This is a genomic window from Parabacteroides distasonis ATCC 8503 (assembly GCF_000012845.1).
In the GTDB taxonomy this organism is placed as follows: Bacteria; Bacteroidota; Bacteroidia; order Bacteroidales; family Tannerellaceae; genus Parabacteroides; species Parabacteroides distasonis.
This window is the reverse complement of the sequence record NC_009615.1, coordinates 1,891,461-1,907,489: the sequence shown is the minus strand read 5'-3', so window position 1 is coordinate 1,907,489 and position 16,029 is coordinate 1,891,461. Positions and strand designations below refer to the sequence as shown.

Annotated in this window: 7 protein-coding genes; 4 read left to right on the top strand and 3 right to left on the bottom strand. The window is 43.5% G+C overall.

Features of this window, described 5'->3' with window-relative positions; all coding sequences use genetic code 11:
* Window positions 1-491 precede the first annotated feature (491 nt).
* Entirely contained in the window at window positions 492-2,072 is a 1,581-nt protein-coding gene (locus tag BDI_RS08110) for a RagB/SusD family nutrient uptake outer membrane protein (protein WP_011966532.1), read from the bottom strand.
* Between the two features lie 28 nt (window positions 2,073-2,100).
* The gene (locus BDI_RS08105) at window positions 2,101-5,265 is read right to left on the bottom strand and encodes a SusC/RagA family TonB-linked outer membrane protein (RefSeq protein WP_005857983.1); all 3,165 of its coding nucleotides are present in this window, start codon (window positions 5,263-5,265) and stop codon (window positions 2,101-2,103) included.
* Between the two features lie 358 nt (window positions 5,266-5,623).
* Between BDI_RS08105 and BDI_RS08100 the strand changes: the two genes are divergently transcribed.
* The 3 genes from BDI_RS08100 to BDI_RS08090 all read left to right on the top strand — a co-directional run bounded on the left by BDI_RS08100 (window position 5,624) and on the right by BDI_RS08090 (window position 12,653).
* Window positions 5,624-7,978: a GH92 family glycosyl hydrolase gene (locus tag BDI_RS08100; RefSeq protein ID WP_005857974.1), complete on the top strand. Its 2,355-nt coding sequence runs from the start codon at window positions 5,624-5,626 to the stop codon at window positions 7,976-7,978.
* 9 nt (window positions 7,979-7,987) lie between these two features.
* On the top strand, window positions 7,988-10,258 hold the full coding sequence (locus BDI_RS08095; RefSeq protein WP_005857972.1) for a GH92 family glycosyl hydrolase: 2,271 nt from the start codon (window positions 7,988-7,990) through the stop codon (window positions 10,256-10,258).
* Window positions 10,259-10,376: 118 nt separating this feature from the next.
* Window positions 10,377-12,653: a GH92 family glycosyl hydrolase gene (locus BDI_RS08090; RefSeq protein WP_005857970.1), complete on the top strand. Its 2,277-nt coding sequence runs from the start codon at window positions 10,377-10,379 to the stop codon at window positions 12,651-12,653.
* A gap of 35 nt (window positions 12,654-12,688) precedes the next feature.
* On the opposite strand, the gene BDI_RS08085 is transcribed toward BDI_RS08090, so the two are convergent.
* Complete coding sequence (locus tag BDI_RS08085) at window positions 12,689-15,229, bottom strand: hybrid sensor histidine kinase/response regulator (protein ID WP_008779642.1); 2,541 nt, start codon at window positions 15,227-15,229, stop codon at window positions 12,689-12,691.
* 145 nt (window positions 15,230-15,374) lie between these two features.
* Here BDI_RS08085 and BDI_RS08080 point away from each other — a divergent pair, with 145 nt between their 5' ends.
* Window positions 15,375-16,022, top strand: coding sequence for an AAA family ATPase (locus BDI_RS08080; RefSeq protein WP_008779643.1), 648 nt, complete (start codon window positions 15,375-15,377; stop codon window positions 16,020-16,022).
* Window positions 16,023-16,029: the final 7 nt, after the last annotated feature.

Genomic DNA, 16,029 nt, shown 5'->3' with positions numbered 1-16,029 from the left:
AAAAAGACTCAACCAGCCTAAACTTTAGGAAAAAAAAGACATTCAGGACCTTATTTTCTTCAAAAAACCATCATTTTCCGATACAATAAGTAGTATTAACCGATGCAAACTGTGCCGTTGGCCAACGTATACGGTGGCGTTAAGTGATAAGAGCGGTAGTATGAAGTGATAGATTGGGAAGAAATGGGTGTCGTATTCAAATGAAAACGGGTCTTTTACCCTGTAAATATGAATTAGAATGAATAAATCTCGCTAGAATAAAAGGTGCTTTTTTAACAATATGTTATAATACAGCAGATTGCGAATATTTTTTCTTGTTTTTCGTAGATGATACGTGCCTCAGTTCTAAAAAAGCAATCCTCAAGGACTTTCATTTACAAAATGATAAATTGATAATCGCCAGACAAATCGAAAAGAGAGGACAATGAAAAAGAGGAGAATGAAAAACTCATCCTCCCCTTTAAAACCATCAGTTATTAAAATAAAAAATATTACTTTGCAGAATATCCCTCATTCTGAGTCAGACTCGGGTTACGCTGGATCTCGTTCACGGATAACGGCCATAATAGGTCGGATTCTTTGATTGTTGCTCCAGATGCGTTCTTAGCACCCACTAACGGAATGTAGGTTACTTGTCCCGGGGTTGTCTCGGAAATATTCGGGAACATGCCTGTACGTACACACATATCCCACATCTTAAATTCCAAAGGCAACTCACGTAGACGCTCAGTCCAACACTCTTCGATGAAGGCTTGTTTACCCATACTTTGTAAAGATGATGCAATCTCCGCAGCGGTTTTACCTTCCATATTCGCACGAGCCTTCACTTGAGCCAAATAGCCGGCCGCTTCAGCAGTCACTCCAGTTGATTGAGCGATTGACTCTGCAGCGTCCAATAAAGCTTCAGCATAACGATATACGTTCCAGTCTTTTGTGCCACGACCTGTAGTAAGTAAGGCATCCTCATCGTAATAATACCAACAACAAGCAGCGTTACCTACAGAATTCCAAACCTTTCCAGTTTTTGGATTTGTATAAGTCCAGTGGTAGAACTGATTCGGTTGACGACGTAAATCGTTTGATTCATAAATATTCAGATAACGGTCATTCGGTCCATGTACTTTCTGGGTGATGGCATATGTTCCAAACAAACCGTTACTAGAAGCGTCACCATCAAAAGCATAAGTAGGTAACCAGTTACTCGGACTAATCTGATTATCATACTCATAGGCATAGATAGCCTCATCCAAGTCATCTGTAGAACGCAATTTGTTAAATGCGCTATTCATCGCCAAATCATCATTTGTTGTTAATTTATGATTTGAATTAACGACAATACGCACAGTTTCAGCAGCCTCTGCATATTTATGCTGATACATATAAACATCAGTCAGCGTCATAGCGGCCACATACTTCGTGATACGATGACCATTAGCGGCGAAAGTAGCCTCTGGCAATACATTCATAGCATCCTTCAAATCGCTTTCGATTTGGTTATAGATGGTTGAGGTTTCCGTACGGGGAAGCTCCATGTTCTCAGCCAGCTCATAGGGATCTGTATAGAATGGAACCGCTCCGAAAGTCTTTACTAAGTAAAAATAGTTGAAAGCACGGAAAAACTTAGCCTCAGCCGTCAAGCGATCTGCAGTAGCCTGATCCATAGGTACCTCTGGCATATGCTTAATCGCTCCATTTGCCACGTTAATTCCGCGATAGCAGTCATCCCAAACCTTGTCCATCTTAGATGCTAACTGCATCGTGTTTTGTTGACGGGTCAATTCTCTGGTATAACGGCAAACTATTTCCTGTCCTTCATAAGAATTAGAGAAATATCCTGTCAATTCTTCTTGAATAGAAGCGAAAGGCCCGATATAAGCACTACCGAAATCCACATAACTACCGATCGCACCCGTACGATACAAATAGTTTACATTAGATTCCATTTGAGATTGTGTCTTATAGTATGCGACATCAGTCAATGTTGACTTAGGCTCTTCGTCCAAAAAGTTGTTACAAGCCGTAAAGCTCAATAACCCGGCACAGGCAACCGCAATTGTTGATATTTTTTTCATTTTTTAATGTCTAATTTAATGAGATTAATTAAAATGTTACATTAACACCAAATGTAAATGTCCTAGCTCTCGGATATGAGAAGAATGTCATGTTCTGCCCAAATTGGCTACCAGAAGAAACTCCACTAGAACTACTTACCTCTGATGTACTCTCTGGATCGTAACCTAAGAAATCTTTGGAAACAATCTGGAACAAATTATTACCACTTAAATACAGACGTAAACCTGACAAACCTACCTTCTTCGCTACGCTTGAGTCAAATGTATAACCTAACTGAAGCATATTCAAACGTAAGTAAGAACCATTAGCTACCCATTGTGAGTCAGTCGTTGTATCTCCACCACCATGAGGTTTGTCATAAGCTAAGAAGATAGCTTGCTCCATCGTACCTGCATTTGTACCGTTATAACCGTCATACAGAATATTGCTCAAGCCATTAGTCATACCAAAACGGTCATAAGTAGAGTGCATGAAACGCTGCAAAGTCTCAACTCCCCATACGAACTGGAAGTCAACCGTTAAGTCAAAGTTCTTATAAGAAAAGTTGTTGACCCAGCTTCCAGTCCAATCTGGTAAACCTTTACCAATGATCTCACGAGACTCTGAGCGGTCTGGACGTCCGATTTGGTTTTTCTCGCATTTGCCAGCCTTATAATCTTCTTCCGTGAAGATTCCATTACGTACCAAACCATAGAAACTACCCATACTTTCACCAACACGAAGGATAGAACCACCTCCTACCCAGTCGTACAAGTAAACATCAGCGTCGGTGTCACCCAAATGAAGAATCTCATTCTTGTTAAAGTTCAAATTCACCGTAGAGTTCCAAGTAAATTCGCCTTGTACCGGAGTACCGTTCACCATGATATCTAAACCTTGGTTACGAACAGAACCGATGTTCTTGAAGATTGTAGAGAAACCTGTTGAGTGAGGCACCGGACAATCCAACAGCAAGTCGGTTGTTTTCTTATTGTAGTAAGACACATCAAAATTCAAACGATTGTGGAATAATCCTAAATTGAAACCAACATCAAATTGTCCGGTCTTTTCCCATTTCAAATCCGGGTTTGGCATCGTTTCCATATAGGAATATGGCGCACGTGTACCATTCAATAATAAAGTCTCCGACTTAATCTTACCCAAAGACTTATACGGATCGATCTCAGAGTTACCAGTTAAACCATAGCTGGTATGCAGTTTCAAGTTACTGATTAAATTACTATCCTTCAAGAAATCCTCTTGAGAGACATTCCATGCCAAACCGGCTGATGGGAAGAATGCATATTTGTTGTTATCACCAAACTTGGAAGAACCATCAATACGACCTGTTACGGTAGCGGAGTAACGATCTTTATAGGTATAAGCGAAACGCAAGAAATAAGAGTTCATCGCCCAACGAGTCCAGTCGGATTCAGGAGATTTAGGGGTTGTACCTACGATCATATTGTAATCCTCGTAGAAGTCGTCGGAGAAACCTTCCGTTTTAGACTTATTTCTTCTATAAGTACGTTCCTGCCAAGACAAACCGGCCATAGCGTTGATACGATGATCGCCTAACACCTTATTATAGGTTAAATAAGTCTCTTCCTGCCAATACAAAGTATTCCAGTTCTCATATTCGGCCCAACCATTCGGCATAGAGATATTGTTCAAACCGACAGAAGAATAACCACGATAAGTGATATTATGGCTATCCAATCCAAATTGAGTCTTCAAGTCTAAGCCTTCAGCTAAGTGGAATGTCAATGCGGCGTTACCGAAGATCTGGGTGTTATATTTCATTCTACGCTGATCGTTCAAGATAAATACTGGGTTTGACATACCCTCCAAGTTGAAACCGCTCAAAGAAGGAGACGTGCTAGTCGTATACTTATTTGTACCCGGCTCATATACAGGTAGCCAAGGCAACATTTCGATCATGGTACGACGAGCTTCCTGTCCACCACCATCTTCAGGAGTATAACGGCCCCACGTGTGGTTAACCAATACGTTTACAGATGTAGATAACCATTTTGTAGGATCTGCGTCGTAAGCCATCTTAGCGTTCAAACGTTTGTTATAGGTGTTCAACATGATACCTTGTTGATCGGTATAGTTCAAGAACGCACCCATAGAAGAGTTCTTACCCGCTTGTTGAATATTCAACTGGTGGTTGTGGGAAACAGCCGTGCGAGTTGCCTCATCCTGCCAATCCGTATCGTAAATAGGATTACCGTTTGCATCAAAGTAATTACGGTCGGTAAACCAATCGGTACGATTTAAAGACCAATTGGTTCCTAACCATTTGTTCTCATTCTCCAGACCTTTCATAAAAGTGTCTGTCCACTCTTGTGCATTTAGCAAATCCATTTTTCGTGCTATCGAGCTCACGCTAACAGAACCTTGGTAGCTAATAGCGACACCTTCGCCATCTTTCTTACCACGTTTGGTCGTTACCATGATGACACCATTGGCACCACGGGCACCATAGATAGCGGCAGCGGAAGCGTCTTTCAATACCTCCATAGACTCGATATCATTCGGGTTCACCAAGTCGAAGTTTTCCATTACTACGCCGTCCACTACATACAACGGATTAGAAGAAGAGTTGATTGTCGCGATACCACGAATAACCACACGGTTTGAATAAGCGCCCGGCTGGCTAGAGTTAGAGAAGATGTTTACACCAGATACCTTACCACGCAAGTTATCCAATGCGCTAAAGCTTTGATTCTTTACCAAATCATCTCCTTTAGCCGTAGAGATAGAACCTGTCACGTCAGATTTCTTCATCGTACCGTAACCTACTACTACAACCTCATCCAATGTTTGGGTATCCTCTTTCAATGTCACCTTGATCATCGATTGATTACCTACAGGAACCTCTTGAGATAAGTAACCGATATAAGAAATGACCAACACATCGTTTGCGGACACACCCTCGATCGTGTAATTTCCATCGAAATCAGTGATCGTACCGTTTGTAGTGCCTTTCACCACCACGTTAGCGCCAATAACAGGCTCACCTGTACCGTCAATAACCACACCTGTTACTTTCTTGCCTTGCTGCACTGCCATTACTTCATCAACCGTGCCTGCGGGAGCGGGAGCGGCCATGGCGGCGTTTACAGAAAAAGCGGAAAGCAACAAACAGAACGCTGAGGCTTTAGCTATCCCTTGAAGGGATAATAGCTTAGATTCATTCTTTGTCATTTTGCTCTTGTTTTAAATTAAGTTTAGATTGATTACATTTATATGTAATATTATATTCTAGAATAGACATAGTTCGTACGGAACTAGCATGTGATATTTAATCTTTTTCGATAGTGATAAAAGTGCGATGAACAGAGTATGATCTGGCTCATTGGATTTCTTTTTTCTAATTCTTTTTGTTAGATTTGCACCTATATTCGTATAATGCCAGAAATTCATAAGAAAGAAAGGGATATTTCTAAATAAATGACACGAGGATCACTTTCTATTCATGTTAATTAAATGGATATTTGTAGTCTAACTATGAATATAAAACACAAAAACGGATAAATTATATTATTAATTAAATAGCTATATCATGAAGAAAAAAAGCGTTTGGGCTTTAGCTTTAGCGGCGATGCTGATGTGGGTGGGGAAACCTGCGGCAGCGGCTGTGAATGAGTCTTTTGACCCAGTAGAGTATGTAAACCCGCTAATGGGGACGCAATCTTCCTATGAGTTGTCTACAGGAAATACCTATCCGGCGATCGCTCGTCCGTGGGGTATGAATTTCTGGACTCCTCAGACTGGTAAGATGGGAGATGGATGGCAGTATGTATATACGGCTAACAAGATCCGTGGTTTTAAACAGACCCACCAGCCAAGTCCGTGGATCAATGATTACGGACAATTTGCGATCATGCCGGTGGTTGGTAAACCGGAGTTCGACCAAGATAAACGTGCGAGCTGGTTCTCTCACAAAGGGGAGATCGCCAAGGCTTATTATTATAAGGTATATTTGGCGGAGCATGATGTGGTGACGGAATTAACGCCGACAGATCGTGCGGCTATGTTCCGTTTCACTTTCCCGGAAAACGAGCATTCTTATATCGTGGTGGATGCCTTGGATAAGGGCTCTTATATCAAGGTAATTCCGGAGGAGAATAAGATCATCGGTTATTCAACGAAGAATAGCGGTGGGGTTCCCGATAATTTCAAGAATTACTTTGTGATCGAGTTTGATAAACCTTTCACATACGAGGCTACATTTGCTGACGCTTCCTTGAAAGAGGGAACGAAGGAACAAACGAGTGACCATGTAGGAGCCGTTATCGGTTTCAAGACGAAGAAAGGTGAGATCGTCCACGCTAAGGTGGCTTCCTCATTTATTAGCTTCGATCAGGCCGCTATCAATATGAAGGAATTAGGTAACGATAACTTTGATACTTTGGTTCAGAAAGGTAAGGATGTTTGGAATGAGCATCTGAGCAAGATCGAGGTTGAAGGTGGAGATTTGGATCAATACCGTACTTTCTATTCTTGCTTCTATCGTTCATTGTTGTTCCCTCGTAAGTTCTATGAGATCAACGCTCAAGGCGAGGTGGTTCATTACAGCCCGTATAATGGTGAGGTATTACCCGGTTATATGTTTACCGATACCGGATTCTGGGATACGTTCCGTAGTTTGTTCCCATTCTTGAACTTGATGTTCCCGTCTGTAAACAAGGAAATGCAAGAGGGTTTGATCAATACGTATAAGGAAAGCGGCTTCTTCCCGGAATGGGCAAGTCCGGGCCACCGTGGTTGCATGGTCGGTAATAACTCGGCATCTATCTTGGTAGACGCTTATATGAAAGGCGTGAAGGTTGACGATTTGGAGACTCTATATAAAGGTTTGATCCATGGTACGGAAAACGTTCATCCGACGGTTTCTTCTACAGGACGTCTGGGGCATGAATATTATAATAAGTTGGGATATGTTCCTTACGATGTGAAGATTAACGAGAATGCCGCTCGTACATTGGAATATGCTTACAATGACTGGTGTATCTGGCAGATCGCTAAACAACTAGGCCGTCCGAAAAAGGAATTGGATTTATATGCCCGTCGTGCGTTGAACTATAAGAACCTGTACGACAAGGAAACCAAGTTGATGCGTGGCAAGAATGAGAATGGCGAGTTCATGGCTCCGTTCTCTCCGCTGAAATGGGGTGACGCTTTCACGGAAGGTAATAGCTGGCACTATTCATGGTCTGTATTCCACGATCCTCAGGGATTGATCGACTTGATGGGCGGTAAGGATTCATTTGTGATGATGCTTGACTCCGTATTTGCTGTGCCGCCTTTGTTCGATGATAGCTACTACGGTGGTGTGATCCACGAGATCCGCGAGATGACCGTGATGAATATGGGTAACTACGCTCACGGTAACCAGCCGATCCAGCATATGATTTATTTATACAACTATGCGGGTCAACCTTGGAAGGCTCAATATTGGTTGCGTCAAGTAATGAATAAGATGTATACTCCGGGTCCGGATGGTTATTGCGGTGATGAGGATAATGGCCAGACTTCCGCTTGGTATGTATTCTCAGCGTTAGGATTCTATCCGGTAGCTCCGGGTACGACCCAATATGTGTTGGGCGCTCCGCTGTTCAAGAAGGCTACGATCCATTTTGAGAATGGAAACAACTTGGTGATCAACGCCCCGAACAACAGCGATAAGAATATCTATATCGAATCTATGACGTTCAACGGCAAGAACTACACCAAGAATTATTTGGATCATAACGATTTGTTTAAGGGTGGCGTGATTGACTTCAAGATGGGTGACAAGCCGAATATGAATCGTGGTATTAATCCGGAGGATATGCCTTACTCATTCTCCGTAAACGAGGAAGGGATCAATAAACTTTCCCCTATTTCCGTAAAACCTAGTAAAAAGAAGAAATAAGCAATTAAGATGAATTTCATTCATAAACCATTAATGTCAGGCATAGCGATATGCCTGACATTTTTCGCATACTCCTGTGCTACACCGGAGAAGATGGAAAACAAGACAGACTTTACCGCATATGTAGATCCTTATATCGGATCGGGAGAGCACGGACACGTATTTGTCGGGGCGAACGTTCCGTTTGGAGCTGTTCAGGTAGGTCCTCAGAATATTTTTAAGGGATGGGACTGGTGTTCCGGTTATCATTACTCCGATAGTATCATTATCGGATTTAGTCATACGCATTTGAGCGGAACCGGATGTTCTGATCTGGGGGATATCCTTCTGATGCCTTATACGGGCGAGGTACGTACCGCCCGTGGCGAGCAAGATAATATAGAGGGAGCCGCTTCTTCCTATTATAAACATGCCAACGAAGCCGTAGCTCCGGGATATTACTCTTTGCTGATGGATAATGGCGTAAAGGCGGAGTTGACAGCGACCGAGCGTGTAGCCTTACATCGTTATACGTATCCGTCGGGAAGTGAGCATCGCCTCTTGATCAACTTGAAGGAGGGTATCGGTGATAAAGCGTATGACACTTATTTGAAGAAGATTGATGAGTACACGATCGAGGGGTACCGCTTTTCCAAAGGTTGGAGCCCACGTCACAAAGTATTCTTTACGTTGAAATGTGATCAGCCGATCGAGTCTTTGGCTGTATTCAACGATGATGAGGCCGCAGGTAATGATGAGTTGACGGGCGAGTCCGTTAAGGGAGTGATTACCTTTAAGGGAGATGCCCCGACCGCCTTGGTAAAGGTCGCTATCTCTTCCGTAAGTTGTGAGAATGCCTTGGCTAACTTACGTACGGAGCTTTCTCATTGGGATTTCGACGAGGTTCGTAACGAGGCTATCGATAAATGGAATGACCAATTGTCTTGTATCTCCATCGATACGAAAGATGAGCGTGCCAAGAAGATTTTCTATACCGCCATGTACCATGCGTTTATCGCTCCGACGTTGTATTGCGACGCGAATGGCGATTTCCGTGGCCATGACGATAAGGTGTATACGAACAATACTTGGAAGAACTATTCCACTTTCTCTCTATGGGATACGTATCGTACCTTGCATCCGTTGTTCACGATTATCAAGCCTCAATATGTGTCGGATTTGGTGAACTCGATGTTAAGCATTTACGACCAGCAAGAGAAATTACCGATCTGGCCGTTGATTGGTGGTGAGACGGACCAAATGCCGGGATATAGCGCTGTGCCTATTATCGCAGATGCCTATCTGAAAGGTTTTACCGGCTTTGACGCCGACCGTGCGTATCGTTATATGGTTGCTTCATCTGTCTATGAGAAGCAAAACGGGGTGCCGTACGTGTTGGAAAAAGGCTATATCCCTTGTGATAAGGTACGTGAGGCTACTTCTATCGCGATGGAATATGCCGCTGATGATTGGGGTATCGCCTTGATGGCGAAAAAAATGGGCAAGACGGAGGATTACCAAAATTACTTGAAACGTGGTAAATATTATACGCAGTATTTCGATAAGGATATCAACTTTATCCGTCCGAAAATGAATGATGGCAGCTGGCGTACGCCGTACGATCCGATCCAGTCCATACATAGCGTAGGCGATTTCTGTGAGGGAAATGGCTGGCATTATACATTCTTCGTGCCCCAGCATCCGGAAGGCTTGATCGAGTTGATGGGTGGTGACGCTCCGTTTATCTCGAAACTGGATTCTTTGTTCTTGGTGGAAGGTGAGTTAGGGGAGAACGCCTCTCCGGATATCAGTGGCTTGATCGGCATGTACGCCCATGGAAATGAGCCGAGCCATCATGTTACTTACTTGTATCCTTACGCCGGCGAGCAATGGAAGACAGCCGAGAAAGTTCGTTACATTCAAGATGTGTTCTATACCGACCAGCCGGAAGGCATCATCGGAAACGAGGATTGTGGCCAGATGTCCGCTTGGCATATCATGTCTGCCTTGGGATTTTACCAAGTGAATCCTTCCAATGGCGTATTCGTGTTCGGTAGCCCGTTATTCGATAAGGCTTCCGTTCATTTGCCGGAGGGTAAGACTTTCGAGGTCGTAGCCCAGAACAACAGCAAGGAGAATGTATATATCCAATCCGTGTTGCTAAATGGTAAACCTTATAACAATTCTTATATTCTGTATGATGATATCGTGAAGGGAGGGAATCTTACCTTTGTGATGGGCAACACGCCGAATAAGGAGTTCGGAGCTGCCCCGGAAAATCGTCCGAAGACGGCTGAGTAAATAGCTCCCTTACCAGTGAGCGGTTTGCTCTGTTACCCGTGAGACAACGTCTCACGGATTGCCGGGAAAGTACCCGGCTGAGGAGCAAAGAATAATTAACGAATTAATAATCGACAAAATGAAGACAAAGCTTAAAACTTCGATGGCCCTTTTGGCTTCCGTTTTCCTGTGGGTGTCATGTGCCGGTGGCGGAGGGACTTCTCCTTCTGCGATGGACCCGGTGGATTACGTGAATCCTTATATGGGAAACATCAGCCATTTATTGGTGCCTACTTTCCCGACCGTGCATTTGCCGAACAGTATGCTACGTGTATATCCGGAGCGTGCGGACTTCACGGGTGACCGTCTGGGCGGTTTGCCTATTATCGTGACAAACCATCGTGAGCGTTCTGCGTTCAATTTATGCCCTTATCAAGGTGACGAATCCGGCTTGCGACCCGTGATCGCTTATAGCTATGACCGGGAGAAGATTTTGCCGTACCGTTATCAGGTATATCTGGATAATGAGGAAATCGACGTGGACTTCGCCCCGTCCCATCAAAGTGCCGTATATTCGCTCACTTTCGAGAAAGAGGGACCGGCTTATCTGGTATTTAACAGCCGTAACGGACAGCTACAAGTAAATGGTAACGCCGTAAGCGGTTATCAATATATAGATAAGAAAACGAAAGTCTTTTTATATGCCGAGACGAACCAGAAGCCTGTGAAAGCGGGGGTATTGTCGAACGGCAGTGTCAACTATAACGAGACTTCCGTGGAAGGTATCAATGCCGCTATCGCCCTTTCCTTCGGGGAGGACGTGAAGAAACTTGGCGTTCGCTACGGTATCTCTTTTATCAGCGAGGAACAGGCGAAGAAGAATCTGGAGCGTGAGATCGCCGCTTACGACGTGGATGTGGTAGCGAAGATCGCCCGCAACGATTGGAACGACGCTTTAGGTAAAATACAAGTACAAGGCGGTACCAAGGATGAGAAGACCGTATTCTATACCTCTTTATATCGTTGCTACGAACGCCCGATAAACTTGAGCGAGGACGGACATTATTACAGTGCTTTCGACGGAAAGATCCATGAGGATGGCGGACGGTCTTTCTATACGGACGACTGGATTTGGGATACCTACCGTGCTACACATCCCCTGCGTGTCTTGATCGATAATGAGCGTGAGAACGATATCATCAACTCTTATCTCCTGATGGCGGAGCAGATGGGTACCGATTGGATGCCTACCTTCCCGGAGGTGACAGGAGATACACGCCGTATGAACTCAAACCATGCTGTCGCTACCGTGATCGACGCTTACCGCAAGGGCTTGCGTGGGTTTGAGCTGGAAAAAGCCTATATCGCTTGTAAGAAAGGTATCGAGGAAAAGACCTTGATCCCGTGGTCTGCCGCTCCCGCCGGTTGGTTGGATGATTTCTACAAGGAACATGGCTATATTCCCGCATTGAGACCGGGAGAGAAAGAGACGGTGCCTAACGTATCCATTTGGGAAAAACGTCAGCCGATCGCCGTGACTTTAGGTACTTCGTATGATGAATGGTGCTTGTCCCAGATCGCTCAAGAATTGGGAAAGAAAGACGAGGCGGATTATTATTTGCGTCGCTCTTACAATTACCGGAACGTATTTAATCCGGAGACAGGTTTCTTCCATCCGAAAGATAAGGATGGCAAGTTTATCTATCCATTGGATTACCGTTATGATGGCGGTCTAGGTGCCCGTGATTATTACGATGAGAATAACGGATATATTTATCGTTGGGACGTACAGCATAATATCGGTGACTTGATCTCTTTGATCGGAGGCAATGAGGCGTTTACCTCTGCCTTGGATTCCATGTTCAATACGCCGCTGGGTATGTCTAAATGGCAATTCTATTCCACGCTTCCGGATCATACGGGTAACGTAGGTATGTTCTCTATGGCGAATGAGCCGAGCTTGCATATCCCGTACTTGTATAATTATGCGGGTAAGCCTTGGATGACCCAGAAACGTATTCGTACCTTATTGAATCAATGGTTCCGCAATGATTTGATGGGTGTGCCGGGCGATGAGGACGGTGGTGGTATGTCCGCTTTCGTTGTTTTCAGCCAGATGGGATTCTATCCGGTGACTCCGGGTTCTCCTACCTATAATATCGGTAGCCCGATGTTTACCGACGTGAAAGTGGATATGGGTAACGGCAATACGTTCGAGATCCGTGCGAATAACGCATCCGATGAGAATAAATACGTACAATCCGCTAAGTTGAACGGCGTAACCTTGAACCAGCCTTGGTTCAATCATAGCGATATCGCCGCTGGTGGTTTGTTAGAGTTAGAGATGGGGCCGAAAGCGAATAAGGAATGGGGATTGGGAACGCCTCCTCCTTCTGCCGCTCCGATGCCTAAGTAAAAAAAAGCGTGTTGCGATTGTCGCAACACGCTTTTTTATGCCAATACCTTAACGATTAATTTCTTTAGTTCTTTTATATCAATGGGCTTCACTACATAATCCGTGAATTCACATTGTTTGGCGATCTCCTTTTCCCTTTCGAAAGCGAATGCCGTGAGCGCTATGATCGGAATGGTCTTGGATAAGGTGCGGATTCTGCGAGTCGCTTCGAATCCGTCCATAACCGGCATTTTTATGTCCATCAGGATTAGGTCCGGATGATATGTCTCGAACATATCGATAGCCTCTTGCCCGTTTAGCGCATGATAAAGTTGGTATTGCTTGCCAAACAAGGTTTCCAAAAGGAAATAATTCTCATAAACGTCCTCGGCGATTAAGATGGAATGATGCCTATCTGAACGGGGCGTTTCTTCGGATTGGACGGGGATATCCGGTGAAAGCTCAATATCAGTCCGTTTTGTGTCCAAAGGCAGAGTGAACCAAAAAGTGGAACCCACCCCTTCTTCAGAGTCTACGCCGATTTTACCTCCTAATGCCTCGATAATGGTTCGGCTGATGGTTAATCCCAATCCCGTACCTTGCTGGAAAGTATCTACCTTGATGAATCGCTCGAATATACGTCTTTGGTTTTCCGCGGAGATACCGATACCTGTATCTTTCACGCAGACTCGGATAAAATCCCCTTCTATCTCATAATAAATCGTGATACTTCCTTTTGTGGTAAATTTGATAGCGTTATTCACGAAATTAGATATCACTTGCATAACCCTCCGCTCATCGGTTTTAACGATTACGGATGGGGAGCCGAGATCAAAGATAAGAACCACGTCTGAAGGCATCTTTATAGAGTCTGCCAATGCGATTTCGCCACATATATCCTTGATGTCCACTTCCTCGAAATGATAATCCATGGTTCCCGCCTCGATTTTAGAGAAATCAAGGATATCATCGATCAGTTGCAGTAGCAAATCATTGTTTTTATGAATGATATCTAAATAAGATTGACGCTCTACCTCATCATCAATCTCGGCGATTATATTTGAGAACCCGACGATAGCGTTCAGCGGCGTGCGTATCTCATGACTCATATTCGCCAAGAATGCGGACTTCAATTTATCAGCTTCCTTTACCTTGATTAGCTCGATCTCCTTTTCCCGTTGCTGGGTTATGTTGGAGGTATAGCTTACGATCCTGTTAGGCGTTCCGTCATCGTTGAATTTATAGGAGCGTACATTGGAGTTGAACCAGAATGTTTTGCCATTGAGGATACGCCTGTAGGCCGCTACGAAGTTATTGATCTTCCCTTGCAGGAGAGGTTTGAACTGTTTATTATATACCCGGTCAAAATCATCCGGATGGATTGAGGATTTATAGTCTTCTTGATTCTTGAAGTTGTAATCATGAATCGCTTTTAGCCCCTCATTATTATTAATGTCTTCATTGAGGCCAAAATCTACGGTCAATTTATCATTCTCTACATCGTATTCCCAAAGAATGGAATCCCCGGTATCTACTGATACTTTTAGCCGGGCTAGGCTATTTTCGATTTGTTCCCGCTTGATGTGATTCTCGGTATCGTCGAATACAATATAAATATAGCCGAATATATTATCAAGAGAGTCTTTTAATGTGACTCCTTTTACCAACAGATGCTTTGTTTTAGAATCATGATGACTATCGTAATAGCCGTTTTGAGAAGCAACCTTGAAATCATAATTAAGAGGAAAGAATATATCTTTTCCGTTTTTGAGGCTTTGGTTTACATATTTCGGGATATTAGGATTCTCGAACATATTCAGTCCCACGGCCTGCTCACGGGTAACACCAAAAATATCGAGATCCGCTTGGTTGATATCTACCAACACTCCATTCTCATCATAAAGTTCGGCGCCCCAAGGCATCTTGTCGAAAATGATCTTAAACTTCGTCTCGCTTTTCATGACTTGCATAGCCGTATGTTCTACTAATCCTTGAACTTCCCCTCTTTCAATGGCTATGGAAAGGATATCAGCCAACATATGTAAGTTCTCTATATCTAAGGCACTCCAGTTCCGTTTCTTTTTTACAGAATCAAAGCCGATAAATCCGGATGGTTTGCCTTGCTTGAAAATAGGGATGACTAATAAGGATGAAACCTCTTGCAAAATCAGAAGATGCTGCTCACTCTTCGCCTCTTCCGGCATTTTAGAGACATCATGAATAACGATATCCATGCCCTTTTTGATACTGTCGTACCACCAAGGAATCTCGTCTTGCGGGAGTTGACGCAGTAAATCCTCTCGCATAGAGATAATGCCATCACAAGTAACTTCATTCGTAAAATCAACAGTATGAGTTTGTTCGTCAAATGTTCCGATATACACCCGATCCACATCGAAAAATTGTAAGATGCGGAATAGCGCTTGGTCAATAACCGAGTTTTTTTTGGCTCCAAGAAGAAGTGACAATACATCCGACATCGTTTTTCGCAAATCAATCATATTGGCCAAAATCAAGTCGGTCTTTTCATCTTCTACATCGGTCTTCTTGTCTATAGCCTCATTAAGAAATGTTGTATTGGAATGAATGTTATTCATGATAAATTGAGTGTACTAAATTTATTCGAAAACAAATGTAAGTATAAACTTTGATTATTTTTTGTTTTAGTGTTTATTATATTATTATCGTGGCTTTAAAAATAATTTTGTACGTTTGTAGATGGTTGAATTAAACTTGAAATCTATGGATAATAAAATCATATTGACGATAGGCCGCCAGTTCGGAAGCGGTGGCCGCGAGATCGGACAACGTTTGGCGAAGGAGTTGGGTATCGGTTACTATGATAAGGAACTGATTACCGTGGCGGCCCGTGAGAGTGGATTATGCGAGGATGTTTTCGAGAAGGCAGACGAACGTGCCTCCAGTGGTTTATCGTACGCTTTTACGATGGGGTATTCTTCTTTTATGGGAGGGATGTTTACGCCTTATAATGATATTTTGTCTAATGACGGTCTTTTTAAGATACAGAGTGACGCTATCCGTAAATTGGCGGAGACTGAGTCGTGTGTTTTGGTAGGGCGTTGCGCTGATTATATCCTCCGGGATAATCCGGCTTGTTTGAGCTTCTTTATCCATAGTTCAGTGGAGAGCCGGGTCCAAAAGACCGTGGAAAGGCATGGTGTGACGGTGGAAGAGGCGAAGAACATGATGGAGAAGACTGATAAATCCCGTGCGGCTTACTATAATTATTATACGAATAAGACATGGGGAATGGCCTCTTCTTATAATTTCTCGATCGATGTATCCGTATTAGGGATCGACGAGACCGTGGAATTTATGAAAAGCTTTATCGAGCGCAGATTGAATAAGCGTCCGCCTCATTTCGGATAAATCGTAT